This is a genomic window from Achromobacter xylosoxidans (genome assembly GCF_002192695.1).
Taxonomy (GTDB): Bacteria; Pseudomonadota; Gammaproteobacteria; order Burkholderiales; family Burkholderiaceae_B; genus Achromobacter; species Achromobacter xylosoxidans_C.
The window spans coordinates 45669-69719 of record NZ_MTLG01000078.1 but is presented as its reverse complement, the minus strand read 5'-3'; the positions used below and the strand labels follow the sequence as shown (position 1 = coordinate 69719).

Sequence of the window (24051 nt, the reverse complement as noted above, 5' to 3'; positions counted from 1 at the left end):
TGCCTTCGGATTCCGTCGGGCGCATCGAGGTTGCTCGCCACCCAGCCGCCCGCGCCGACGGGCTACTTGAGCCTTGGCCTGATGCGCTGCTGGAGCCGTGGCCAGGGATGATTCTTGAGCTGCTCGTCATTCCCGGCCGCGCGGGCGGCCGGGAATGACGTACGTGATTTTTTGAATTTCGATTGCGCTCGCTTGCGCGAATGCGATGACTCATTTGCTATTTCCCTGCTTTGTATCAGGACCGAAGATTGCTGGCAGGCGCCCTGGCCCAAATGCTATTGTTTTTTCCGGCATGGCCGGCACGGGCCGTCCATGCTCCACCGGGCGTCCGCGGGCCGCGGACGCGTATCTTGGAGGCACCCCATGAAGAAAATCTCGATGCTGGTCGCGGCGCTTGCGTTCGCAGGCGCGTCTGGCGCGGCGCTGGCGGAAGACGTGTCGATGTCGTTCCTGAGCGTGGACGGCGTGGGCAAGAGCGCTGGCACGATCACGCTCAAGGACACCCAAGGCGGGCTGCAGCTCACGCCGCATTTGAAGGGCTTGCCGCCCGGCGAGCACGGCTTCCATGTGCATGAGAAGGGTTCGTGCGAGCCGGGCATGCTGAACAACCAGATGGCGGCTGGCGGCGCCGCGGGCGGGCATTTTGATCCCAAGGGCACCAAGGCGCACAAGGGGCCGATGGCGACCGATGGGCATCAGGGCGATCTGCCTTTCATCGTGGTCGCCGCGGACGGCACGGCCACGAAGGCGGTGGTGGCGCCGCATCTGAAGCTGGCCGATGTGAAGGGCCGCGCGGTGATGGTGCACGTGGGCGGCGACAACTACAGCGACACGCCGGCGCCGTTGGGCGGCGGGGGCGGCCGGCTGGTTTGCGGGGTGGTGAAGTAGCCGCTCAGGGGGTCAGGCCGTGCCGTTGCGGCCGTACAGACGGTAGCCGGCGCGTTCGGCGAGCCGGTCGTGGTAGGCCGCGACGGCCGGCAATCGCGGCTTGTCGAAGGGCGTGTCGAACCAGCGGTTGACGGACAGGCCGACCGGTATGTCGGCCAGCGAGAACGCAGGGCCGGCAACGTAGCCGCCGGCCTGTTCCAGACGCTGCTCCAGTATCGCCATGAAGCGCGCCCATTCGCGGCAGGACGCCTCGATCGCGGCGCGGTCGCGGTGGGTGGGAGAGTCGCGCACCAGGGCCATGAAGGCGTAGCTCCAGGAGCGGTTCAGGTCGGTGGCTTGCCAGTCCATCCATTGGTCGACGCGGGCGCGCAGCCTGGGTTCGGCGGGGTACAGGCGCTGGCCGCCGTATTGCGAGGCCAGGTAGCGGATGATGCTGTTGGACTCCCACAGCACGAAGTCGCCGTCCTGGATGACGGGCACCATCGCGTTCGGATTCAGTGCCAGGAAGGCGGGGGCGCTGGTGGACTGGAAGCCCGAGCCCCAGTCTTCGCGTTCGAAGGGCAAGTCCAGTTCAGCGCAGGTCCAGAGCACCTTGCGCACGTTGATGGATGAGGCTTTACCCAGGATTTTCAGCATCTTGCCGCCGCCGTGTTGACTGACCGCGGCAGTCTAGCGGGCGGCGGCGGGCGCGCACAGGTACAGTTTGCCGGTTTTGCGTACGCAACAGCGTTCAATAGGCGCCGGCCTCGGGCTGGGTGCGCAGGCGCAGCACCGGCGAGGTATACAGCACCACGAATTGCACGGCGAAGCCGGCGGTCGATACCCACAGGCAGGCTTCTACGCCGACGCGGGCGGCAAGCGCGGCGCCGATCAGCGCGCCCACCGGCCGGGCGCCGAAGGTGGCGGTCAGGATCACGGCGGACACGCGCCCCAGCAGGGCGTTGGGCGTGATTGCCTGGCGCAGCGTGGTGGTGGTGATGGTCCAGAGGATGGGACCCGCGCCGAACAGGAAGAAGCCCGCCGCGGCCCATGCGCCGGACGGAAACGCCAGCGTGGAGAGCAGGATGGCGCTTGCGATCAGCGCGGCCAGGGGGCCGACGGCGATCATGGCGCCGAAGCTCAGCCGCTGCGCCAGCCAGGGCGCGAGCAAGGCGCCGGCCACCATGCCGCCGCCGTACACGCCCAGCGTCAGGCCGACGGCCGCGGCCGACAGGCCCAGCCGTTCGATGGCGTAGGCCACGTAGATGGCCTGCAGCACGAACCAGGCGGTATTGAAGAACACGGCGGTCACCAGCACGGGGCGCAGCAGCGGATGCGTGAGGACGAAGGCCGCGCCCTCGCGCAGTTCCTCCAGCACGCGGCGGCGCGGCGCGGGGCCGGGCTTGTCGTGGGGCAGGCCCGCCAGCAGCAGGGCCGCCAGCAGCGACAACACGGTGGCCAGCACATAGGCCGACGGCGCGCCCATCCAGCCGACCAGCGCGCCGCCGGCGGCTGGCCCGGCGGAAAAAGCGGTACTGCGGGCCAGTTCCAGCCAGCGGTTGGCGCTGGCCAGTCCGGCGGGCGGGACCAGCCGCGGCACCAGCGCCGGCGCGGCCACGTTGTAGGCGACCGTGCCGACCGCGCCCAGGAATCCCAGCGCGGCCAGCCAGCCCAGGTTCAGTCCGCCCGTGGCCAGCAGCGCCAACAGGCCCAGCAGGCTGGCGGCGCGCACGCATTCCGCGGCGGTCATCAGGGCGCGGCGCGACATCCGGTCGGCCAGCACGCCGGCGGGCAGGGACAGCAGCAGGAAGGGCAGCGTCTGGGCGGTTTGCAGATAGCCGGTTTCCGCCGCGTTGGCGCCCAGCGCCAGCACCGCGACCAGCGGCGCGGCTGCCAGGGCCATCTGTTCGGAGAATTGGGCGGCCAGGTTGGAGGCGGCCAGGCGGCGAAAGGCTGAGGGCAGGGCGGGCATGGGTGCGGATGGCGGAAACGGCAAGGGCACGATCATGATCGTGCCCTTGCCCGTCGACACTCCGTTCCTTGCCATGGGCAAGGCGGCGCCTCGGCTCACCGCATCAAGGGATGGGCGGATAGTCGCCGAAGCCGTCCGGCCAGGACGTCAGGACGTCGTAGCCGGTTTCGGTCACGACCACCATGTGCTCCCATTGCGCCGACAGCGAACGGTCCTTGGTGACCACGGTCCAGCCGTCGGGCAATTGCTTGGTCTGGGGCTTGCCGGCATTGATCATGGGTTCGATGGTGAACATCATGCCGGGCTGCAGCACCATGCCTTCGCCGGGGCGGCCGTAGTGCAGCACCTGCGGATCGTCGTGGTAGATCTGGCCGATGCCGTGGCCGCAGTATTCGCGCACGATGCTGAAGTGCTCGCGGTGCGCCACGGTCTGGATGGCGTGGCCGATATCGCCCAGCGTGGCGCCCGGCTTGACGGCCATGATGCCGGCGCGCATGGCTTCATAAGTGGTGTTGACCAGGCGCCGCGCCAGCGGGCTGGGCTGGCCCACGTAGTACATGCGGCTGGTGTCGCCGAACCAGCCGTCCTTGATGACGGCGACGTCGATGTTGAGGATGTCGCCGTTCTTCAGCACCTTGGCCGACGGGATGCCGTGGCAGATCACGTGGTTGGCCGAGGCGCAGATGGTCTTGGGAAAGCCGTGGTAGCCGACGTTGGCGGGTATCGCCTTCTGCACGTTGACGATGTAGTCGTGGCAGATGCGGTCCAGCTCGTCGGTGGTGACGCCGGGGCGGACGTGCTCGGCAATCATGTGCAGCACTTCCGCCGCCATGGCGCCGGCCTTGCGGGCCATTTCGATATCGGCGGCGGACTTGATGGAAACCTTCTTCGCCATTTACGCGGCCTCCTGCTGGGCCGGTTGCGGCAAGCCCTGGGATAGCGAGGCGATGGCGAAGCCCTCGGCCTGTTCGATGCGGATCAGCAGCTGGCAGATGTCGGCGTGGCGCAGCTCGGGGTAGAGCTCGGACAGCATGCCGATGCGCATCCAGTGTTCGGCCTGGGAATTGATCGAGCGGCTGAGCGCGCCGCTGGCAACGCGCAGGTTTTCATGCATTTGCTCGGAGATCTTGACGATGCCCATGGAGTTAATGATCCATATATGGTTTGTATATGGATCGTATCTTACCGCCGATGCGCGGGCGGGCGCAAATCGGCAGGGATCAGCGTCCCTTGCCGCGCGCCGTCTTCTTGGCGCTGGCGCGGGGCGCGGCCTCCTTGGGCGGGGGGGCGATCGCGGCCTGCACCTGCTCCAGCCACATCAGCGCATCCGTATACGACAGGAACTGCTGCAGATAGCCCGGCGACACTTCACGCATCAGCGACAGCGCGCGGTGCACCAGCTGGTTGGAGTTGAGCGGGCCGGCGTTCTTGTGCACCTGTTCCTGGGACTGACGCACCTGGCGGTCGGCGCTGACCCGCGACCAGACGCCGCGGAAGTACTCCAGCACGTCCAGTTCGGGGTAGGAGGCGCGCAGGTCGGCGGCGCCGCGCGCCTCGGGACCGGGATCGGCGATGTAGGCGGTCAGCGCCGCCAGCGGTCCGGGTTCGGGGGCGGTGCGAGCAGGCGCGGGGGCGTTTTCGGCAGCATCCACGGAAGCGCCGTCCAGCTCGGCCTCGTAGGCCTGGATCAAGGCCGCCAGCTTGCTGTCCAGCAGCCTGCGGGGTTCGCCGCCCTGGGCGGCTGCGCGCCGTGCCAACGCGTCCATGAATTGGAAGCGGACGGGCGCCACACGGTCGGCGCCGGTCTCGCGCCAGGCGTCCAGCATGGCCCGGGCGTCGACGATGTCGCCGCGGGTGCCGTCACTGGCCATTGGCGGTTCCGGTGTCGCCGGACGGCTTGGGGATGGGCGCGATTTCCACCCGGCGGTTCTTGGCCCGGCCGTCTTCGTCGGTATTCGAGGCCACCGGCTGCTCGGAGCCGAAGGCCGCGGCGAACACGGCCGACGAAGGCACGCCCTCGTCGATCAGCGCGCGCGTCACGGTCAGGGCGCGCTGCGCGGACAGGTCCCAGTTGTCGGCAAAGCGCCGGTTGCCTTCGCGCACCTGCTGGTCGTCGGTATAGCCGCTGACCATCAGGATTTCGTTGCGCGATTTCAGATAGGCCGAGAGCGGTTCGATCAGGCTCTTCAGCACTTCGCGGCCCTCGGGCTGCAACTGGTCGGAGTTCAGGGCGAACAGGACGCTGCCGCTGATGCCGATGCGGCCGTCGATCAGGGTCACGCGGCCGGCGGCCAGCGGACCCGCCAGCGCCTGCTCCAGCGTTTCGCGGCGCTGGGTTTCGGCCTGGCGCTGCTTGACCTCTTCTTCAAGCTGGGTGGACAGCTGCAGCTGCACGGCGACGACGCTCACCAGGATCAGGACGAAGGCGCCCAGCAAGACCGACATCAGGTCGCCGAAGACGGCCCAGGCCGGGACTGCGGGCTCCACGCCGCCGTCGATGTCCTCGCTCATGCCGCTTCCGCTCCGGCCGTCGCGCGCTGGATGGCCAGCTGCTGCAGGTTCTCGATGATCTGCTTCTGCGACACCATGCTCAGGTCCACGACTTCACGGGCCTGCGCCACGTAGTAGGCCAGCTGTTCGTCGCCGCGCGCGATGGACTTGTCCAACGCCGCTTCGATGCGTTGCAGGTGCGCGACCAGCTTGTCGTTGGATTCGCCGAAGAGCTGTACGGCCGTGCCGAAGGATTCGCCCAGGCTGGCGACTTCGACGGCGCCGCTGGCGACCTGCGCGGCCACCTCGGCCAGCTTGCCGGTTTCGGCCTGCGCCTGTTCGGTGAACTGCGTGCCGACGCGGTCCAGCAGCTCTGCCGACGAAGACACCAGCGCGTCCACGGCCGTGCGTTGTTCGGCGGCGGTGTGGTTGACGGCGTCCAGCAGGGTGCCCAGGGTTTCCAGCAAGCGGTTGCGTTCTTCCAGCATGTCGTTGTCGCGCTCCATGCTGTCGGAGAGCTTCTGGCGCAGTTCGCCGATGACTTCAGCGGCGGCGCGCGGCGCTTCGGAGGCGGCCTGCACCAGGCGGCCGATCTCGGCGATGGTGTCGTGGGCAGACGCCTGGGTCTGCGCGCTGATGTCCTGCGCGGTGATGGCCAGGGTGTCGCAGATCTGCTGCTGCTGGTTGGCGGTGTAGGTGCTGGTCTGTTCCCATTCGGCGCGCAGCGAGTCGGCGATCGTGCCGAGCTTGCCGGTCCAGGCTTCCAGGCGCGCTTCGTCCTCGGCGGCGAGCGCGTTCTGCAGGTCCGTGTGCGATTGCTCCAGCGTTTGCAGCAAGGCGGCGGAGTGTTGTTCGAATGCCGCGGCGGCGGCTTCCAGCGCCTGCTGGTTGTCGCCGGCCAGCTTGGCGTTGGCCTGCTCCTGGCGCACCTGCGCCTCGGTCCAGGCCTGGGTGACGCCGCTGGCCGCCGTTTCCAGACGGGCCGACACGTTTTCCAGCAGGTCGGCCTGAGCCTGGGTCTGGGCCGTGATGTCGCGCGCGGTCTGGGCCAGCGTGTCGTTGACTTCCAACTGGCGCAGGGCGGCCTGGGTGCCGGCCTGTTCCCATTCCTGGCCAAGCTTGGCGGCCATGGCGGTGAGCGTGCCGGTCCAGGCGGCCAGGCGTTCCTGGTCGCGCGAGGCCAGCACGGCCTGCAATTCGGCGTGCGATTGGTCCAGCGTTTGCAGCAGGGCCGCGGAATGCTGTTCGAAGGTGGCGGCGGCGGTTTCCAGCGCTTGCTGGGTGTCGCCGGCCAGTTTGGCGTTGGCCTGCTCCTGACGCGCCTGCGCCTCGGTCCAGGCCTGGGTCACGCCGGTGGCCGCTGTTTCCAGGCGAGTCGATACGCTTTCCAGCAAACCCGCCTGGGCCTGGGTTTGCGCCGAAACGTCGCGCGCGGTCTGGGCCAGGGTGTCGTTGACTTCCAGCTGGCGCAGCGCGGCCTGGGTGCCGGCCTGTTCCCATTCCTGGCCGAGCTTGGCGGCCATGGCGGTGAGCGTGCCGGTCCAGGCGGCCAGGCGTTCCTGGTCGCGCGAGGCCAGCGCGGCCTGCAATTGCGTGTGCGACTGGTCCAGCGTCTGCAGCAGCGCCGCGGAATGCTGTTCGAAGGTGGCGGCCGCGGCGGCCAGGGCCTCGCGGTTGTCGCCGGCCAGCTTCTCGCCGGCTTGCTCCTGGCGCGCCAGGGCGCTGGCCCATTGCTGCGAGACGCCCTCGGCGGCCGCTTCCATGCGGGCCGATACGCTTTCCAGCAAGCGGGCCTGGACTTCCGCCTGCCCGGTAATGTCGCGCACGGTCTGCGCGAGCGTGGCGCTGATGGCTTCCTGGCGTTCGGCGGCCTGCGCGCCGGACTGTTCCCATTCCTGGCGCAGCGTGGCGCCCATGGCGCCGAGTGTTTCGGTCCAGGCGGCCAGGCGTTGCTGGTCGCGCGAGGCGAGATCGGACTGCAGCAGGGTGTGCGATTGGTTCAGGGTGCGCAAGAGCGAGGCCGAATGCTGCTCGAAGCTGGCCGCGGCCGCGGTCAGGGCTTGCAGGTTGTCGCCCGCCAGCTTTTCGCTGGCCTGTTCCTGGCGCGACAGCGCCTGGGTCCAGGCTTGCGACATGCTGCCCGACGATTCCTCCAGGCGCGAGGACACGCTGTCCAGCAGGGCGGCCGAGCGCTGTTCGAAGGTCTGGGCGAAGTGGTCGAGCGAGGCGCGCAGGTCCTGGGACAGGGCCTCGCTGGCGCGCTGCTGGCCGGCCAGGGCCTGGTTCCAGATCCCGGCGACATTGCTGGTGGTGGCCTGGAAGCCCGAGGTCAGGCCTTCCAATTGGCGCTGCACGGCTTGCGCCACGGTGTCCTGCAGGGACGCGGTTTCGCGCGACAGGCTGGCCATCGTCGCTTCCACCACGGGTTGCAGGGCGGCGCCGGCCGAGCGCGCGCTTTGCGACACGCTTTCCTTCATGGACTGTTCCATGACGGCGGCCAGGCGCGAATAGGCGGTCTCGGCCTTGCCCTGGAACGCGTCCTGGCTGGCCATGTGGCGGTCGCTCAGGGCCTGGTTCTGGCGCGCCATGTCGCTCATCATGGCTTGCAGCTTGTCGACCAGGGTGGGCATGGCTTCGGCCTGGCGCTGCATGACCTCGGCCTGGCGTTGCAGCAGCTTGAAGGATTCCTCGCGCTGATAGCCCTGCGAGTACACGCGCAGCGTGGTCGCGGCCTTGCCGTCCAGCAGTTGCGCGGCGCGCACGCGTTCGCGCCGGCACAGGGCGGCCAGGAGGCCCAGCATGGCGGAGCTGGCCACGCCGGCGATCGAGGTGCCGAAGGCGAAGCCCAGGCCCTTGACCGGCGCGGCGAGCGAGGCGCGGATGGCGGCCAGGTCGGTCGCGCTTTCCAGCGCCAGGCCGGTGCCGCGCAGGGTCACGACCATGCCCAGGAACGTGCCCAGCATGCCCAGCAGCACCAGCAGGCCGACCAGGTACGGCGTCAGCGCCGGGCCGGGCAGGCCCGCGCGTTCGCCTTCGATGCGCAGGCGCGCGGCATTGCGCAGGCTCGGCGGCAACTGGTCCAGCCAGGATCCCAGATTGCCGGGGGCTTCGGACAGGCCGGAGAGCGCGCGCGTCAGCGCGGACGTCGCTTGCTGGTAGCGCAGCAGTTCAAGCGCGCCGCCCAGGTAACAGACGCCTATCAGCAAGGTCACGGCCAGCGCCAGCGGGTTGGTGCCCGCATAGCCCACGCCGATCCAGCCCATGACGGCCAGACCCGCCAAGAAAACCACGAGATTAGTCAGATATTTGGACATAGTGTCCCGGTTAGCTGGCGCGAAGGGTGGCAAGCAGCCCTTCGACCGGTTGTAAACGAACATCCAGTTCGGCAAGCAGCACGCTGCGCATGTCTTTGCGGAACGTGTCGAGCCAGGCGCCCGGCGTTATCGACGCCTGCGCCGCTGCGGGCGCCGCGCCCGTTTCGGCCGCTGCGCCCATTTCGGCCGCGGCATCGGTTTGCGCCTCGGTTTCAGCGTTGGCTTCGGCTTCAGCCAATGCGGCGGCCTCGGCCAAGGCCGCGGCCTCCGCGTCGCGCAGGCGCTCGAAATGGCCTTGCAGCAACTTCGGAATCGCGCCGAACAGCGCGCGTTCCTTGGGCAGCAGGGCGCGGTCCATGATGGCGTCGACCACCGCCAGGCGCGTCATTTCGCCATTCCTGGCCGCGACCATGCCGCGCAGCCGGCTGCGCAGATTGCCCACGGCGGTTTCCATCGTGTGCTGCAACGACAGATAGCGCTGGCGAAAATTCGCGTAATCGGCGTCGGCCTCGGCCAGCGCCGCCAGTTGTTTGGCGGGCGCGGGCGCTTGTCCCGGCGTGCGCCGCTTGGCGGCCGTGGCTGCGGTGTCGCTGGCGATGGCGTCGGCCAGCGTGGTGCGCACGCGTTCGCACTCGCGCTCTTCGGCGCTGCTGAACATGCGCGCGCCGGGGGCGATCACCGGCGGGCAGGTATTCAGCGCCGCCGAGAGCGCGATCGCGTCCGTCCAGCCGAGCCACTGGCTCAGATGGTCCGAGAGCGATTGCCTGGATTGCGCAACGTCGACATCCGTCAGGCGAGTCAGCAAGCGAATGAGCGTCGGGCCGCTTAAACCTGTGCGCTGTGGGGCCTGCAACATACCACCAGAGTCAAAAAGGGGGGAGTTTACACGCTGGAGGGGGCGCCAGGGGCCAGGGGCGAACGGCGAGGGCGCGCCGCCCGTAAAAATAGGGTCGCATCTGCTGGGGATGCAATATTGTGACGGGCGTTACGCGGCCCGGCAGATCCGGAGTTCCGGCGTCAGGCCATGCGCCAGGCCGTCCTGCGGGGTGTCCAGGTATTCAGCCAGAAAATCGATGAGCCGCCGGGTCCGGGCGGGCAGCAAGCGGGTTTCGGTCACGGCGTGGACCTCGATCGGGCCCAGGTTCCAGGCCGGCAGCACGCGCGCCAGCTCGCCCGAGCGCAGCCGGCTGCTTTCGTCGCCGCCCAGTGCGGCGATGCCGGCGCCCAGCACGGCAAGCTGCCTGGCCATGCAGGCGTCGTTGGCGCCATAGCGGTATTCCACTGGGACCAGCAACTGTTCGCGGCCGCGCTGCAACGGCCAGGGCGCGGGCTGGCCGCCGCCGGCGCGAAGGCCGATGCAGTCATGCCGCGCCAGGTCGGCGGGACTGAGGGGCGTGCCGCGGGCCGCCAGGTAGGCGGGCGAGGCGTACAGCTGGGCATGGACCGCGCCCAGGCGGCGCGCCACCAGCGACGAGTCGGGCTGTTCGCCCAGGCGGATGGAGACATCGCCGATCTCGGGCGGGTGCTCGGCGAATTCGGGTCCCACCACGCTCATCTGCAGGCGGATATCAGGGTAGCGGCTGCCGAACGCCACCAGGGCGGGGATCAGGGCGTCCAGCGCATAGGCCGCGGGCAGTTGGACGCGCAGCGGCCCGCTGGGGATTTCCAGCTGGTCGCGCAGTTCCTCATGGGCGATCTCGGCCTCGGCCACGATGCGCCGGCAGCGTTCGAAATACAGCCGCCCCGCGTCAGTCAGCTCGACCCGGCGCGTGTTGCGGCTGAGCAGCCGCAGGCCGACCGCGCGCTCCAGCTCGGCCACCTGGCGCGATACCGTGGAGGTGGGCATGCCGAGCGTCGCGGCGGCCCGGCTGAAGCTATGCGCCTTCGCCACTTCGGCGAACAATTCCATGCCATGCAGGCGTTTCATGTATGCATCTCCCGCGCGGTCCGGACGGATCGGCGCCATGTTCCATTGCTTGATGTGCGTGTTGCCGGCAGCCCTGGGAAGGCCAGCCGTCGCAGGAGGGCATTGTCGGCACGGGGTTTTAATAATTCTTTAAAGCGCCGCCGTGCCAGGGAAATGGGCCGTCCGTCCGCCTGGAATGGGCCTGGCCCGGGTTTCAGCGTATCTCGGGATAGCCGGCCGCCGCGGCGGCTTGCGCCATGTCGCTCAGGACCGTGTACGAGGCCGGATCCGGAGGGGTGAAGCGCGCGACGTGCGCGGCGCGCAGTAGCGGCAAGTGTGCCGCATCCTCGTGCATGGAGAGCAGGGCATCCGACAGGGCCTGCGCGGCGGCCGGATCCACGTCGGGTCCGGCCACCAGCAGAGGATTCGGCGTCCACGGCGTATAGGCCAACGTGCGCAATCCGGCCAGCGCGGCCGGGTCGTGCACGCGCAGCAGATCCAGATACCAGCCATCGGCCGCCGTCAGGTCGATCTCGCCGTCGGCCAGGGCGCGCAGCAGGCCCCGCGGGTTGCCATAAGGCCCCTTGGACGCCGCGAACAGGGCGCCGCCGGCCGCAGCCAGCCCGGCCAGCGCCGCGCGCGGCGCGTTCCAGCCCGATTGCGAATCACGCACCATCCAGCCATAGCGGCTGCCGGCCGCATCGGCCAGCGACGACCAGCCGCAGTCGGCGCGCACCAGGAATTCGCTGCGGTAGCGCGGCAGGCCTTCGTAGGCCGGCCAGTCCGGCACCACCGCGGCGACCGCCGCAAAGGCCCGGCCCGCCTGCAGCGCGCTGACGTAGGGCCAGCCGCACATGAAGACGCCGCACAGGCCGGGCCGCTCCCATAGTTCGCCGATGGGCGTGGGCCAGGCATGCTCGACGACGCGCACGTCCAGTCCGGCGCGGGCGTGCGCGGCCTGCAGCAGCGCGTGCCAGGCAGCCCGCGCCGCCGGAGCCACGTCGTACATGCGCGTCGAAGTGATGAGATCCATGGGCTGCGCCTACGCGAATTTCAAGGTCTGGCCCAGGCCCATCTTGCGGGCCTTTTCCAGCATGGCGTGGCCCAGCGCGATGTCGGTGGTGGACAGGCCGCGGTGCCAGAACAGGATGGTTTCGTCATCGCGCTCGCGGCCCGGCTTCAGGCCCGCCACGATCTGGCCCAGCTCGGCGTGCAGGTTTTCTTGCGTGATGCGGTCGCTGTCGACGTGGGCGCGCAGCGCGCCATAGGGCAGGCCCTTGCGGCATTGGCCCCAGTCATCGACCACCACCTTGCTCATGATGTCGGTCAGGCTCAGTTCCACCGCGCTCATGGTGCCGTAGGGCATGACCAGGGCGCCCGGCTTGATCCACTCGGTCTTGAGCAGCGGCGTGGGCTCGGGCAGGCGCGAGGCTTCGACCACGATGTCGGCGCCGCGCACGCAGGATTCCCAGTCATTGACGACCTTCACCGGTTTGCCCAGGTCGCGCGACAGGCGTTCGCCGAAGGCCTGCTGGCTTTCCGGGCGGCGCGAGTGCACGCGGATTTCGTCGAAGTCGTAGAGGCTGTCGAGCAGCCGCACGTTCCAATAGGAGGTGCCGCGCGACCCGATATGGCCCAGCACCTTGCTGTTCTTGCGCGCCAGGTACTTGGCGCCCAGTGCCGTGACGGCGCCGGTGCGCATGTCGGTGATGGCGGTCGCGTCGACCACGGCCAGCGGCTTGCCGTTGACCGGATCGAACAGGTTGAGCAGCGCCATCTCCGAAGGCAGGCCGACCTTGTAGTTGTCGACGAAGTCGCTGACCACCTTCACGCCCGCCACGTGCAGCGGCTCGATGTAGCCGCGCAGCACATTGAAGTGACCCTTGGCGGAAGACTCCGGCACCAGGTGCATGCGCGGTTCGATGACGGTCTTGCCGCGCCCCTGGGCGTCCAGCGCGCTTTGCACGGCGGCCAGGATCTCGGCGTCGGTCAGCGCCAGCGCGCGCACGTCGGGGCCGTTCAGGTAGGTGATGTCTATGGATTGCATGGTGTCTCCTCTGTTTATTGGATAGGCTGGATGCCGGCCTGCTTGACGATGGCCGCCCACTTTGCGGTTTCCTGCTGGATCGCCTGGGTGAAATCCGCGCAGTTCGAGCCGGCGGGCTCCACGCCCAGGCCGGCGAACTTCTGGCGCACGGACTCCTTCTGCAGCACGGCGGCGATGTCGGCCTGCAACTGGTCGAGGATCGCCGGCGGCACCTGGGCCGGCGCGACGATGCCGTACCAGGAGGTCACGTCAAAGCCTGGATAGCCGCTTTCCGCCACCGTGGGCACGTCCTTCAATTGCGGCAGGCGCTGCGGACCGGCCACCGCCAGCGCGCGCAGCTTGCCGGACTGGATATGCGGCAGCACGGTCGACACGCCGGCGAACATCATGTCCACGTTGCCTGCGACCACGTCGTTGACCGCCGCGGCCATGGCGTTGTACGGAATGTGGCGCGTGACGATGCCGGCCGACTGGTTCAGCAGTTCGCCCGCCAGGTGGGCGCCGCTGCCGGGGCCCGGCGAGGAATAGTTGAGCTTGTCCGGATGCTGGCGCGCATAGGCCACCAGTTCGGTGAAGCTCTTGACCGGCACCTTGTCATTGACCACCAGCACATTGGGCGAGGTGGCCAGCATGGTCACCGGCGCGAAGTCGCGGGCGGTGTTGAAGGGCAGCTTGGTATAGAGCAGCGGGTTCACGGTCAGGTTGCCCGCCGGCGCCAGGGCCAGCGTATAGCCGTCCGGATTGGCGCGGGCGACAAAGTCCATGCCGATGTTGCCGGAGGCGCCGACCTTGTTTTCGATGATGACCGGCACGCCCCATTTGCCGTTGAGTTCCTGGCCGACGATGCGGGGCAGCGCATCGGCGATGCCGCCCGCGCCAAACGGCACGACGATGGTGACGGGCCTGGCGGGATACTTGCCTTCGGCTGCCGTGGCTGGCGCTGCCAGCGCGACAGCCAGGAGCGCACTGCCCAGGCATGGCGCTAAGTACTTTTTCATGGTCATTCCCCTTGTTGTGTGGTTCAGGTCGCGGCGTGGCGCTTACCGCGCCGTGTCGCGCTCCTGGTCCAGAAACCGGTCGGCGCGCGCAATGTCGTCGGCCAGCCTTCTGTCTTGCGAAAGAAACGGCACCTCCTGGCGGAAGGCCGCCAGCACCTCGCCGGTCCCTTTGCCCACCATACGGCGCGGTTCCGCGCGTGTGCGCAGGTCCACGGCCTGTGCCGCATGGATCAGCTCTATGCCCAACAGCGTGCGCAGGCGCCCGGCCTGCATACCCACGCGCTGGGCTGCCAGCGGGCCGTTGGTGGCCACGTCTTCGATGTTGCCGGCGACCGCCAGCGCATCGGACGAGACGGGCTGCGACAGTGTCCGGATCTCGGTCGCCAGGAGCGACACGGGCTTCTGGATCGTGGTGTAGGCCAGCGTGGTGTCATTGGGCGAGAGGAAGCGCGGCAGCTTGGTGAAGGCCGGGTCGCCCATGCGCAGCACGCGTTGCGCCGAAGACTGGGCCACCTGGGCCAGCGCCACGCCCACCGACTGCAGCGGCACCACCCAGGCGGTGGGATCGAAGCCGGCGCTGGGCAGCACCGCGCCGCGCAGCTTGCCCTGCGTCACGTAGTAACGGGTTTCCTGCGGCGTGGCGCCCGGCGGCGGCGAGACATCCAGCGCCACGGTCGGGTTGTCATCGGAGCTGTTGATCTGCACCAGCAGCTGAACGTCCAGCTGGCGCAGCGCTTCGCGGGCCGCGCCATGGACCTGGCTCACGGTGCGGAAGCTCAGGGGATCCTGCAACGGCCGCTGTTCATCCGTCTGCCACAGCGCGCTGCCTTCGAGCAGCGAGAGGATGCGCCGGGCCACCTGCTGCTGCGCCGGATATGGACGCTGGCCCTGGGTGGCGGGCAGCAAGGGCGCGATATTGCCGTTCAGGCCTTCGAGCGACAAGGCCGCCACTTCGTCGGCGCGGTCCAGCACCCGGCTGGCGTCGTGCGCGGCCAGGATGGCCAGCGCCGCGCCATAGGCGTTGGAACTCAATAGGGACAGCGAATCCTTGGCGTAGGGCTGGACTGGCGCCAGGCCGGCCTGGCGCATGGCCTCGGCCGCCGGCATGCGCTTGCCGCCAGCTTCCACCATGCCTTCGCCCATCATGGCCAGCCCGATCTGCGGCAGGATGGTGATGTCGGCCTGGCCGACCGATCCTTGTCCCAGCACCACCGGCGTCAAACCCTTGTTGAGAAAGTCGGCGTACTGGCGCACCAGGGCCGGGCTCATGCCGGTGCCGCCGGCCAGCGCCGTGTTCAGGCGTATCAGCATGGCGGCGCGCACCGTATCCGCGGATGCAGGCTCGCCATAGGCCACGGTGTGCGACAGCAGCATGCGGTGGTTGAAGGCCGCCGACAAGGCGCGGGCCTCGTCCGACAGCGTGTCGCCGAAGAAGATGGTCTGGTCCTTGTTCTGGCCCACGCCGCGGTTCAGGCCGTACACGGGCTGCCCCAGGCGTCCGTATTCCAGCAGCAGGTCGTGCGAGCGGGCCACGCGCTGCCATGCGGTTTCGGTGGGCGCCACGGGCTGGCCGCCGCGCGCCACGGCGACCACGTCCGCGGTGGTGAGCGAGCGTCCGTCCAGCGCCAAGGGCGCCTTTCGGGCCGCGGCGCGCGCTTCGGCGGCAGCGGCGGGCGCGGCGGCTGTGGCCGTGGTGGCTGTGGTGGCCGACCAGGCGGGCGCGGCAGCAAGGGCCGTGGCCAGGGCCAATAGCAGCGGACCTGCGCACTGGTGTGTAAAGCCTCTGAAAACGCGAACTTCAACTGCTGGAAGATGACGCATCACTGCTCCTGGGCGGGAGGGAAGTAGAAGGACTGCAGCGTGAGGTGGGGGCGGATCCGGGGCCGACGGATGGCGCGTACTGGAAGGCGAGGGGTGATGCCCAGGTGCGGTGCGGCGGGCGGCGCTCTTGGCGCGTTCCGCGGATGCGGTGTCAGCGGGATTCATTTAACTCGTATATACAAGTACAGTCAAGCGTGTGCCAATAGCTGATCGCCCGTATGGGGGGGACGTAGCCCGTGCCGCGCGCGGCTGCGCCGGGGCGCTTGCTAAAATTCACGGTTCCGGCCCATTGCCCGCCCTGCGTTTTCCGCAAGGGGCTGGCCGCGTTGCGACAGGCGCGCGCCGCGGGCATGGTGTCTTAATAAGTTCTTAAACCGCGGCCGGCATGCTGCGGCTTCGTTGACGGTCCTGGAGTTTTCTTGCGTGTCCTGCTAGTTGAAGACGACGCCATGTTGGGCGACGCCGTGCACACCAGCCTGGCGCAGTCCGGCGCCGACGTGCAATGGGTGCGCGACGTGGCGCAGGCGCGGCTGGCCTTGGTGGAGCACGGCTTCAATGCCGTGCTGCTGGACCTGGGGCTGCCGGACGGCAGCGGGCTGGCGGTGCTGAAGCACCTGCGTGCGCGCTATGACGCCACGCCGGTCCTGATCCTGACCGCCCGCGACCGGCTGAGCGAACGGATACAGGGCCTGGATGCGGGCGCCGACGACTACATCGTCAAGCCATTCCAACTGGACGAACTGCTGGCGCGGCTGCGCGCCGTGGTCCGGCGCAGCAGCAACGCCGTGGTCTCGGCCCTGCGCTGTCGCGACGTAGTGCTGGAGCCGGCCAGGCGGGCGGTGACGCGCGCGGGCGTCGAAGTCACCCTCAGCGCGCACGAATACCGCACGCTGCTGGCGCTGATGGAACGCATCGGCCACACCGTCAGCCGCGAACAGCTGGAGGCTGCCGTCTACGGCGACAGCGGCGCCATCGAAAGCAACACCGTGGCCGTCTACATCCATCAATTGCGCCGCAAGCTGGGCGACAAGCTCATCGCCACCGTGCACGGCCTGGGCTACCGCATCGAGGCTGGCGAATGAAGACGCTGCGCAAGCAGCTCACGCTGACGCTGCTGTTGACGATGGCCCTGTCCTGGATAGCGGTGTTCGCTTTCCAGCAGTACGAAGCCACGCGCTCGCAGACCGGCGCGCGCGATCAATGGCTGCACGACGCGGCCAGCCAGATGCTGGCGTCGCTGCCGGTCAGCCTGCTGGGCAACGAGGCTCCGTCCGAACGTTTCACCCCGCCCGCGTCCAGCCGCGTCGACGGCGACAAGGTGCGCTTCCACCTGTGGTCGCTGGCCGACCGCCGGCTGCTGCTGCGCTCGCCCGAGTCGCCCGAGCAGCCCTTGAGCGGCGGCTTCCAGGACGGCTATTCCGATGTGCGCGCCGACGGCGTGGACTGGCGCGTGTACACGATCTCCGACGCGCATGGGCGGGTGCAGGTGCAGGTGGCGCGGCCGCAGAGCGAATTGCGCGCCCAGTCGCTGTATAGCCTGAAGCGCGGACTGTTCATCGTGTCTGTCCTGTTCGTGCTGCTGGCCGTGGTGAGCTGGATGGTGGTCGGCCGCGCCTTTCGCAAGGTGGACCGCGCCGGCGTGGCCATTGCGCGGCGCGGTCCGTTCGACCTGGCGCCGCTGCCCATGGCCGGCATGCCCGGCGAACTGCGTCCCTTCATCCGTTCGATCAATCAGCTGCTGCTGCGCGTCAAGGGCGGCATGGACCGCGAGCGCCGTTTCCTGGAGGATGCGGCGCACGAGCTGCGCACCCCGCTGGCCGCGCTGAGCGCGCACGCGGAGCTGGTGGCCCGCAGCGCGGGCTCCGGCGACGCTCCGGCCGCCATCGAGAAACTGCGCCTGGTCGCCCAGCGCACCTCGCGCCTGTCCGAGCAATTGCTGGACCAGGCCCGCATGGACGCGCTCAGCGCCAGCGCGGATGAACCGGAACTGGTCGAGCTGGACGCGCTGGTCGCCATGCTGGTGCGCGATTGGGAAACCGATGCCACCCGCAAGCAGTTGCGCATCCAGCTGGACGTGCAGGCCTGCGCGGTCAGGGGGCGGCTGGATGCCTTGGGCGTGCTGGTCCGCAACCTGCTGGACAATGCCGTGCGCTATACGCAAAGCGGCGGCCAGATCGCCGTGTCCTGCGGACCGTCGGCGCACGGCGGGGCCTGCCTGCGCGTGGCGGACGATGGTCCGGGCATTGCGCCGGAGGAACGCGCGCGGGTGTTCGACCGCTTCTATCGCGCCCCGGGCAGCGCGGCGGGCGGCAGCGGCATCGGCCTGTCGCTGGTGGCGCAGATCGCGCAGCAGCATGGCGCCGAGATTACGCTGGGCGAGGGCCTGCGGGGCGCGGGCGTCGCGCTGACGGTGACCTTTCCGCCTGCAGGCGGGAGGACTCCCGCGGCGGGGGCGCCGCGCGCCTGAATCCGGCGGGCCGGGAAGCCGGCCGCCCTGACTACGCTGCGAAACCCCGCCAGATGGTAGATTAGTCCCCGGTAAGCGGACTGCGGGAGCGGCGGCAGTGGCGGGATTTCCATGGATGTTCTGATCACCTCGGCCGCACGCGCGCTGGCCGCCGGCAATCCGCTGGGCGCCCTGAACCTCGTGGCCTTGCGCGATGACGCGCCCGCGCTGGCCTTGCGCGGCATCGCCATGGCGCAACTGGGCGAATTCCGCCGCGCCCGGACCCTGCTGCGCAGCGCGGCCAGGAACTTCGATCCCCAAAATGCGCTGGCGCGCGCCCGATGCGTCGTGGCCGAGGCCGAGATCGCCCTGGTGTCGCGCGACCTGGCCTGGCCGGAGAAGGCGCTGGAGGCCGCGCGCGCCGCGCTGCAAGCCCATGGCGATCCGGCCAACGCCGCGCATGCGCGGCATCTGCAGGCCCGGCGCGAACTGCTGCTCGGCCAGCTCGACCGCGCCGAGGACACGTTGGCCTTGCTGGACCCGGCCTCGTTGGCTTCGGCGTCCCGCGCCATCCATGAACTGATCACGGCAGGCATCGCCCTGCGCCGCCTGCGCACGGGGCCGGCGCGCGCGGCGCTGACCCAGGCTGAGCTTGCCGCCCGCGTCGCCGGCATCCCCGCGCTGCTGGCCGAGGTCGAACACGCGACCCTGGTCCTGAACACGCCCGCCGCGCGGCTGATCGTGCAGGGCGTGCAGCGGTCCATCCTGCTGGATGAAGTGGAAGCGCTGCTGGCATCCGACACGCTGATCGTGGACGGTTGCCGCCATGCGGTGCGTAGCGCAGGCCGGGAAATCCCGCTGGCGAGCCGGCCGGTGCTGTTCGCGCTGGCCCGCGTCCTGGCCGAGGCCTGGCCGCAGCCCGCGCCCAGGGAAACGCTCATCGAGCAGGCGTTTCGTACCGCCTATTTCGATGAAACGCACCGCGCGCGCCTGCGCGTCGAGATCGGGCGCCTGCGCACGGTCCTGGACGGCGTGGCCGGGATCAGCGCCGCGCGCGGCGGCTTTGTCCTCAAGCCGCAGGCAGGACTGCCGGTCGCGCTATTGGCCCGGCCAAGCGGCGAGGGCGACAGGGATCAGGGAGCGGTGCTCGCCTGTCTGGCCGATGGCGAAGCCTGGTCCAGTTCGGCCCTGGCCCTGGCCTTGGGCGCCAGCCAGCGCACCGTGCAGCGCACGCTGGACGCGCTGGCCGCGACGGGCAAGGTACAGGCTTGCGGGCAGGGCCGGGCGCGCCGCTGGATGACGCCGCCGGTGCCGGGATTCACGACAACCTTGTTACTCCCGGCCGCGCTGGCCGCCGACTAGCATGAAGGCTCGAACTCCAGTCCAAGGACACCGACATGAAACGTACGCAAGCCCAGATCATTCGCGAGTACGGCCCATTTCCCGGCGTGCAGGCCGTGCACGGCGTAACCTATGACGGCCGGCAGGTGTGGTTCGCCGCCGGCGAAAAGCTGATCGCCATGGACCCCGGCAGCGGCAGCACGCAAGCCTCGATCGACATCGTGGCCGACGCCGGCACGGCCTTTGACGGCAAGCATCTCTATCAGATCTCCGACGGCACCATCGTCAAGCTGGAACCGCAAAGCGGGCGGGTGCTGAGCCGCATTCCCGCGCCGGGCGGCAGCGGCGCCTCGGGCATGGCCTGGGCCGAGGGCAGCCTCTGGGTGGCGGAGTACCGCCAGCGCAAGATCTACCAGGTGGACCCCGAAACCGGTCGGGTGCTGCGCACCATCGAATCCAACCGCTACGTCACCGGCGTGACCTGGGTGGACGGCCAGCTGTGGCACGGCACCTGGGAGGATGGAGCAAGCGACCTGCGGCAGCTGGACGAAAAGACCGGCGAAGTGCTGCAAAGCGTGGAAATGCCGGCCGGCATCGGCGTGTCGGGACTGGAATCGGATGGGGCCGGCTGCTTTTTCTGTGGCGGCGGCGACAGCGGCAAACTGAGGGCGGTGCGGCGCCCGCCAGCCGAGTCCGGCGACGCCGCGCTCACCAACGGATGATGTAGGGCCTGTCTCCCAGTTCCCACACGCCGTTTTTCCGTTCCAGCATGATGTACTCGGTTTGCCATTCGTCCGGCTGGTCCTCCGGCGCAAAGCCGGATAGGTATGGACGGAAGGCGGGATCCGCCGCCCAGTCCGCGGTGCTGCGGTCCAGCCGCCATTCGAACTTCACCGCCGAGACCAGGTTGGGGTTGTCGTCGAATGGATTCTTGAGCGGCTTGGTATGGGTGAGGATCTTGCCGATCTGCAGACCGGGGGCGCAGAACTTCGCGGTGTAGACCAGCTTGGAGCCGATGCGGGCCTCGCCGTCCGTGTAGTAGGGTCGGCCCTTGTCGGTCAGCTCCATGCGGCTGCTCGCGTCCTCGGGATCTTCGTCCGCTTGCGGCGGCCCGCCGTCGCCGTTGGCGCTGACGCGCTTGACCGTGACCACCTGATGCTTGATCAACCCCTGCACGATCCTGTCCTGGCTTTCCAGGAACGAGGTGTAGACATCGGTGGGCAAAGGCCGCACGCCCACGACGTTGACGCAGGCGCCGACCGGCGCATACGCCGGTTGCGCCGTGGCCTCGATCAGGATCTTGCGCATCTTGCCTTCGGTCAGGCCCGGCCCCAGGGGTGATTGCCACCATGCATAAAAACCCGCGGCGCCCGCGATGATCAGGCCCAAGGCCCAGGCTTTGCGTGGAATCCGGCGGCGGTTGACGGTGCGCTGCTTCTGGTTCATTCCTTTCCTTGCCGATTGTGGTTCCGCGATAGTAGCGCGGGACCGGTGCAGTCCTACTAGGCCTTGTCCTGCGAGGTCCCGCGGCGCAAAACCGGCAGGCAGGCAAAATACAGCCCGGCGCCCGCGATCCATGCCCATCCTTTCCACGCGTTCAGCGTCGCGGCATAGAGCGCCGTGATGGCCAGCGGCCCGACTATCGCGCTCAGGCTGGACAGCGCGGCCAGCGCGCCCTGCAACTGGCCCTGGCGTTCTTGCTCCACCTGCGTGGACAGCATGGCTTGCAATGCCGGCATGCCGATGCCGCCCGAGGCCAGCAGCAGCATGATGGGGAACGCCATCCACCCCCGCGACGCAAACGCCAACAGGACATAGCCCAGGGCATCGGCGCCCATGCCCAGCAGCAGCGTGCGCTTTTCGCCCAGCCGCGCCGTGACGGGCCCGGTGGCCAGCGCCTGTATCAGCGCGTGCAGCGCGCCGAATGCCGCGAGCGAGACGCCGACCGTGGCGGCATCCCACTGGTAGCGGTCCTCGCCGTAGATGACCCACAAGGTGGCAGGCACCTGTCCCACGAACTGCATGAGGAAGAAGACGGCCATCAGCGCGATGACCACCGTTCTGCCGCGCGTCCACAGGAACGAGGAGGCGGGCATGAGCGCCTTTAGCGACAGCGGCCGCCGTTCGCCGGCATGCGATTCGGGCAACAGGAAACAGCCCATCAGGAAATTGAGACCGTTCAGGATTGCGGCCGCCAGGAACGGCGCGTGCGGCGAGATGCCGCCCAGCAGGCCGCCGATGACGGGGCCCGCAATCATGCCGACGCCGAAGCAGGCGCTCATCAGGCCGAAGTAGCGCGCGCGTTCATGGCCCCGTGCAAGATCGGCGATGCAGGCGCCCGCCACGGCGCCCGTGGCGCCGGTGACGCCCGCCACGAGCCGCCCCAGATACAGGACCAGCAGGGCCGGGGTCGTCGCCATGATCAGGTAGTCGATGGCGGCGCCCGCCAGCGAGAGCAGCAGGATGGGCCTGCGGCCATAGCGGTCGGATAGCGCTCCCAGCGCCGGGGCGCACAAGAACTGCATCAGCGCATAGGCTGCCAGCAGGGCGCCGTAATGGCCGGCTATGTCCTCTGATTGGACCAGGCCGCGCAACAGGCCGGGCAGGACGGGCATGACCAGGCCTATGCCTGCGGCGTCCAGGGCGACGGTACTGAGGATGACCAGGGCGTGGCCGGCTCTCATGCGCGGCCTCGTTGCGGGTGGATGGACTGCATGTTGGTTGATCCGATTATTTATCGGTGATAAATTTTTCGATACGGTAATTTATCATCGATAAAATTTCAAGCCGAACGAGGAATCGCCATGACCAAATTGCAAGCGGATGCCGTGATCCGGGCCGGGCTGGACCTGCTGAACGAGGTCGGCGCCGATGGCCTGACGACGCGCAAGCTGGCCGAACGCCTGGGGGTCCAGCAGCCCGCGCTGTACTGGCATTTCAAGAACAAGCGCGCATTGCTGGACCGCCTGGGCGAGGCGATGCTGTCGGAGAGCCACAGCTATTCGCTGCCCAGGCGCGGCGACAACTGGCGTTCATTCCTCAACGGCAACGCGCGCAGTTTCCGGCGCGCGTTGCTGGCCTATCGCGATGGCGCGCGCATACACGCGGGCACCCGGCCGAGCGAACCGCAATTCGTAGCGGTGGAAGCGCAATTGGCGTTTCTGTGCGGGGAGGGGTTTGCGCCCGCCGATGCCGCCTATGCGCTGACGACGACCAGCTATTTCACGGTCGGCGCCGTGCTGGAACAGCAGGCCGCCGCGGCCGATGAGCAGGAGCGACAGGCCGGCGCGAAGCAGACCCCGTCCTCGGCAACGCCATTGCTTGCTGCGGCTTTGCAGGCGTTCGACGCCGCCGGACCCGATGCGGCTTTCGAATACGGGCTTGCAGCCATTGTCGATGGCCTGGAGCTGCGGCGCGCAAAGCCCGCCGCGCGGGGAAAGACCGTACGAAAGCACTAGTACCCCGTGTCTAGGGTAATTCCTGACAAGAAGCTGATTGTCAGCGATTAGTCAGAAAGGTTTAATCAGGCTCACGCTTTGCGCATCGTCCGCAATCGCGCCGGCGGGATTCCGCAGCAGGCTTCATCATCCCGCGCCCACGCAGGAGTAGTAACTACAAGCTGGTCCATGTAGTCCTAATTCAGGAGACAACACGCCATGCAACACGTTACCAAGCCCCGCCGCAAGTTCATCTCTGGCGCCGCTGTCGCCGGCGCCGCCGCGCTAGGATTTCCGGCGGTGGCCCGCGCGCAGAACGCCCCGGTTTCCCTGCGCTTCCAGAGCACCTGGCCCGCCAACGACATCTTCCACGAGTTCGCGCGCGACTATGCGCAGAAGGTCAACGACATGGCCGGCGGCCAGTTGAAGATCGAGATCCTGCCAGCCGGCGCCGTGGTCAAGGCCTTCGACCTGCTGGACGCGGTGTCCGCGGGAACGCTGGACGGCGGGCATGGAGTGGTCGCCTACTGGTATGGCAAGAACACGGCGGTGGCGCTGTGGGGCTCGGGCCCGTCCTTCGGCATGGACGCCAACATGCTGCTGGCCTGGCACGAATACGGCGGCGGCAAGGAACTGCTGGTCGAGATCCAGAAGGCCATGGGCGTGAACGTGGTGTCGCTGATGTACGGACCGATGCCGACTCAGCCTTTTGGATGGTTCAAACGGCCGATCACCAAGATGGAAGAGGTCAAGGGCCTCAAGTTCCGCACCGTCGGCCTGGCCATCGACATGTACACCGCCATGGGCGCGGCCGTGAACGCGCTGCCGGGCGGGGAAATCGTGCCCGCGCTGGACCGCGGCCTGCTGGACGGGGCGGAGTTCAACAATGCCTCGTCGGATCTGGCGCTGGGCTTCCAGGACGTCTCCAAGATCTGCATGCTGCAGAGCTTCCACCAGAGCGCGGAGCAGTTCGAAATCCTGTTCAACAAGGCCAAGTACGACGCGCTGCCCGACAACCTGAAACACATCCTGCGCAATGCCGCGCAGGCGGCCAGCGCCGACATGTCCTGGAAGGCGGCGAACCGCTATTCGCAGGACTATGGCAAGCTGCAGAAGGACCACAACGTCAAGTTCTACAAGACGCCCGACGCCATCCTGCAGCAGCAGCTGAAGATCTGGGACGAGATGATCGCCAAGCGCTCGGCCGAAAACCCCTTGTTCAAGAAAGTGCTGGAATCGCAGCGGGCCTTCGCCGAGCGGGTGGGGCGTTGGCACGGCGATACCTCGGTCAATTTCCGCATGGCCTACAACCACTACTTCTCGCGCTCCACCAAACAGGCTTGAAGGGCCGGTACCTGTATCCCGCGCCGCGCGCCGCACACCGGCGCGCGGCGGGACGCCATGCGTCTTGA

At 68.6% G+C, this 24051-nt stretch carries 22 protein-coding genes; 7 read left to right on the top strand and 15 right to left on the bottom strand.

What is annotated here, in order from left to right; translation table 11 throughout:
* The first annotated feature begins 363 nt into the window (after positions 1-363).
* A complete protein-coding gene (gene sodC, locus BRO63_RS17300; protein WP_088140954.1) occupies positions 364-888 on the top strand; it encodes a superoxide dismutase family protein in 525 nt (174 codons plus the stop codon).
* Between the two features lie 12 nt (positions 889-900).
* Here the strand turns inward: sodC and BRO63_RS17295 are convergent, their stop codons facing one another.
* The 13 genes from BRO63_RS17295 to BRO63_RS17235 form a co-directional block, all read right to left on the bottom strand.
* Positions 901-1524 (bottom strand): glutathione S-transferase family protein, encoded by a 624-nt coding sequence (locus tag BRO63_RS17295; RefSeq protein WP_088140953.1) that lies wholly within the window; start codon positions 1522-1524, stop codon positions 901-903.
* Positions 1525-1618: 94 nt separating this feature from the next.
* Entirely contained in the window at positions 1619-2839 is a 1221-nt protein-coding gene (locus tag BRO63_RS17290) for an MFS transporter (protein WP_088140962.1), read from the bottom strand.
* A gap of 103 nt (positions 2840-2942) precedes the next feature.
* Positions 2943-3734 (bottom strand): type I methionyl aminopeptidase, encoded by a 792-nt coding sequence (gene map, locus BRO63_RS17285; protein WP_088140952.1) that lies wholly within the window; start codon positions 3732-3734, stop codon positions 2943-2945.
* Positions 3735-3980: a ParD-like family protein gene (locus tag BRO63_RS17280; protein WP_054456412.1), complete on the bottom strand. Its 246-nt coding sequence runs from the start codon at positions 3978-3980 to the stop codon at positions 3735-3737.
* Positions 3981-4059: 79 nt separating this feature from the next.
* Positions 4060-4710 carry a DUF2894 domain-containing protein gene (locus BRO63_RS17275; RefSeq protein ID WP_088140951.1) on the bottom strand — a complete coding sequence of 217 codons (651 nt, stop codon included), beginning with the start codon at positions 4708-4710 and terminating at the stop codon, positions 4060-4062.
* Positions 4700-5350 carry an OmpA family protein gene (locus BRO63_RS17270; RefSeq protein ID WP_088140950.1) on the bottom strand — a complete coding sequence of 217 codons (651 nt, stop codon included), beginning with the start codon at positions 5348-5350 and terminating at the stop codon, positions 4700-4702. The genes BRO63_RS17275 and BRO63_RS17270 overlap by 11 nt, the downstream gene beginning before the upstream one ends.
* A complete protein-coding gene (locus tag BRO63_RS17265; RefSeq protein ID WP_088140949.1) occupies positions 5347-8643 on the bottom strand; it encodes a DUF802 domain-containing protein in 3297 nt (1098 codons plus the stop codon). Before BRO63_RS17265 ends, BRO63_RS17270 begins: the two co-directional genes overlap by 4 nt.
* 10 nt (positions 8644-8653) lie before the next feature.
* The gene (locus BRO63_RS17260; protein WP_088140948.1) at positions 8654-9499 is read right to left on the bottom strand and encodes a DUF3348 domain-containing protein; all 846 of its coding nucleotides are present in this window, start codon (positions 9497-9499) and stop codon (positions 8654-8656) included.
* 129 nt (positions 9500-9628) lie between these two features.
* A complete protein-coding gene (locus BRO63_RS17255; protein WP_256943335.1) occupies positions 9629-10570 on the bottom strand; it encodes a LysR family transcriptional regulator in 942 nt (313 codons plus the stop codon).
* 193 nt (positions 10571-10763) lie between these two features.
* Positions 10764-11582: a phosphate/phosphite/phosphonate ABC transporter substrate-binding protein gene (locus BRO63_RS17250; RefSeq protein WP_088140946.1), complete on the bottom strand. Its 819-nt coding sequence runs from the start codon at positions 11580-11582 to the stop codon at positions 10764-10766.
* 9 nt (positions 11583-11591) lie between these two features.
* On the bottom strand, positions 11592-12596 hold the full coding sequence (locus BRO63_RS17245; protein WP_088140945.1) for an ornithine cyclodeaminase family protein: 1005 nt from the start codon (positions 12594-12596) through the stop codon (positions 11592-11594).
* A gap of 14 nt (positions 12597-12610) precedes the next feature.
* Positions 12611-13594, bottom strand: coding sequence for a Bug family tripartite tricarboxylate transporter substrate binding protein (locus tag BRO63_RS17240; protein WP_088140961.1), 984 nt, complete (start codon positions 13592-13594; stop codon positions 12611-12613).
* Positions 13595-13636: 42 nt separating this feature from the next.
* The gene (locus BRO63_RS17235; protein ID WP_088140944.1) at positions 13637-15415 is read right to left on the bottom strand and encodes an HAL/PAL/TAL family ammonia-lyase; all 1779 of its coding nucleotides are present in this window, start codon (positions 15413-15415) and stop codon (positions 13637-13639) included.
* 419 nt (positions 15416-15834) lie between these two features.
* Between BRO63_RS17235 and BRO63_RS17230 the strand changes: the two genes are divergently transcribed.
* The 4 genes from BRO63_RS17230 (at position 15835) to BRO63_RS17215 (ending at position 19924) form a co-directional block, all read left to right on the top strand.
* The gene (locus BRO63_RS17230; protein WP_088140943.1) at positions 15835-16497 is read left to right on the top strand and encodes a response regulator transcription factor; all 663 of its coding nucleotides are present in this window, start codon (positions 15835-15837) and stop codon (positions 16495-16497) included.
* On the top strand, positions 16494-17882 hold the full coding sequence (locus BRO63_RS17225; protein WP_088140942.1) for an ATP-binding protein: 1389 nt from the start codon (positions 16494-16496) through the stop codon (positions 17880-17882). The genes BRO63_RS17230 and BRO63_RS17225 overlap by 4 nt, the downstream gene beginning before the upstream one ends.
* A 111-nt stretch (positions 17883-17993) precedes the next feature.
* Positions 17994-19223, top strand: a complete 1230-nt coding sequence (locus BRO63_RS17220) for a helix-turn-helix domain-containing protein (RefSeq protein ID WP_088140941.1) — start codon at positions 17994-17996, stop codon at positions 19221-19223.
* Between the two features lie 35 nt (positions 19224-19258).
* On the top strand, positions 19259-19924 hold the full coding sequence (locus tag BRO63_RS17215; RefSeq protein WP_088140940.1) for a glutaminyl-peptide cyclotransferase: 666 nt from the start codon (positions 19259-19261) through the stop codon (positions 19922-19924).
* Here the strand turns inward: BRO63_RS17215 and BRO63_RS17210 are convergent.
* Positions 19911-20648, bottom strand: coding sequence for a hypothetical protein (locus tag BRO63_RS17210; protein WP_088140939.1), 738 nt, complete (start codon positions 20646-20648; stop codon positions 19911-19913). The genes BRO63_RS17215 and BRO63_RS17210 overlap by 14 nt on opposite strands.
* Positions 20649-20704: 56 nt before the next feature.
* Entirely contained in the window at positions 20705-21886 is a 1182-nt protein-coding gene (gene tet, locus BRO63_RS17205) for a Tet(A)/Tet(B)/Tet(C) family tetracycline efflux MFS transporter (protein ID WP_088140938.1), read from the bottom strand.
* 120 nt (positions 21887-22006) lie between these two features.
* Here tet and tetR point away from each other — a divergent pair, with 120 nt between their 5' ends.
* Together tetR and BRO63_RS17195 are read left to right on the top strand one after the other, a co-directional pair.
* Positions 22007-22660, top strand: a complete 654-nt coding sequence (gene tetR, locus BRO63_RS17200; RefSeq protein ID WP_088140937.1) for a tetracycline resistance transcriptional repressor TetR — start codon at positions 22007-22009, stop codon at positions 22658-22660.
* A 198-nt stretch (positions 22661-22858) separates the two neighbouring features.
* Positions 22859-23983: a TRAP transporter substrate-binding protein gene (locus tag BRO63_RS17195; protein ID WP_088140936.1), complete on the top strand. Its 1125-nt coding sequence runs from the start codon at positions 22859-22861 to the stop codon at positions 23981-23983.
* Positions 23984-24051: the final 68 nt, after the last annotated feature.

Coding starts and splice junctions, on each gene's coding strand:
- sodC (WP_088140954.1), top strand. CDS start 364: ATGAAGAAAATCTCGATGCTGGTCGCGGCGCTTGCGTTCGCAGGCGCG.
- BRO63_RS17295 (WP_088140953.1), bottom strand. CDS start 1,524: ATGCTGAAAATCCTGGGTAAAGCCTCATCCATCAACGTGCGCAAGGTG.
- BRO63_RS17290 (WP_088140962.1), bottom strand. CDS start 2,839: ATGCCCGCCCTGCCCTCAGCCTTTCGCCGCCTGGCCGCCTCCAACCTG.
- map (WP_088140952.1), bottom strand. CDS start 3,734: ATGGCGAAGAAGGTTTCCATCAAGTCCGCCGCCGATATCGAAATGGCC.
- BRO63_RS17280 (WP_054456412.1), bottom strand. CDS start 3,980: ATGGGCATCGTCAAGATCTCCGAGCAAATGCATGAAAACCTGCGCGTT.
- BRO63_RS17275 (WP_088140951.1), bottom strand. CDS start 4,710: ATGGCCAGTGACGGCACCCGCGGCGACATCGTCGACGCCCGGGCCATG.
- BRO63_RS17270 (WP_088140950.1), bottom strand. CDS start 5,350: ATGAGCGAGGACATCGACGGCGGCGTGGAGCCCGCAGTCCCGGCCTGG.
- BRO63_RS17265 (WP_088140949.1), bottom strand. CDS start 8,643: ATGTCCAAATATCTGACTAATCTCGTGGTTTTCTTGGCGGGTCTGGCC.
- BRO63_RS17260 (WP_088140948.1), bottom strand. CDS start 9,499: ATGTTGCAGGCCCCACAGCGCACAGGTTTAAGCGGCCCGACGCTCATT.
- BRO63_RS17255 (WP_256943335.1), bottom strand. CDS start 10,570: ATGAAACGCCTGCATGGCATGGAATTGTTCGCCGAAGTGGCGAAGGCG.
- BRO63_RS17250 (WP_088140946.1), bottom strand. CDS start 11,582: ATGGATCTCATCACTTCGACGCGCATGTACGACGTGGCTCCGGCGGCG.
- BRO63_RS17245 (WP_088140945.1), bottom strand. CDS start 12,596: ATGCAATCCATAGACATCACCTACCTGAACGGCCCCGACGTGCGCGCG.
- BRO63_RS17240 (WP_088140961.1), bottom strand. CDS start 13,594: ATGAAAAAGTACTTAGCGCCATGCCTGGGCAGTGCGCTCCTGGCTGTC.
- BRO63_RS17235 (WP_088140944.1), bottom strand. CDS start 15,415: ATGCGTCATCTTCCAGCAGTTGAAGTTCGCGTTTTCAGAGGCTTTACA.
- BRO63_RS17225 (WP_088140942.1), top strand. CDS start 16,494: ATGAAGACGCTGCGCAAGCAGCTCACGCTGACGCTGCTGTTGACGATG.
- BRO63_RS17220 (WP_088140941.1), top strand. CDS start 17,994: ATGGATGTTCTGATCACCTCGGCCGCACGCGCGCTGGCCGCCGGCAAT.
- BRO63_RS17215 (WP_088140940.1), top strand. CDS start 19,259: ATGAAACGTACGCAAGCCCAGATCATTCGCGAGTACGGCCCATTTCCC.
- BRO63_RS17210 (WP_088140939.1), bottom strand. CDS start 20,648: ATGAACCAGAAGCAGCGCACCGTCAACCGCCGCCGGATTCCACGCAAA.
- tet (WP_088140938.1), bottom strand. CDS start 21,886: ATGAGAGCCGGCCACGCCCTGGTCATCCTCAGTACCGTCGCCCTGGAC.
- tetR (WP_088140937.1), top strand. CDS start 22,007: ATGACCAAATTGCAAGCGGATGCCGTGATCCGGGCCGGGCTGGACCTG.
- BRO63_RS17195 (WP_088140936.1), top strand. CDS start 22,859: ATGCAACACGTTACCAAGCCCCGCCGCAAGTTCATCTCTGGCGCCGCT.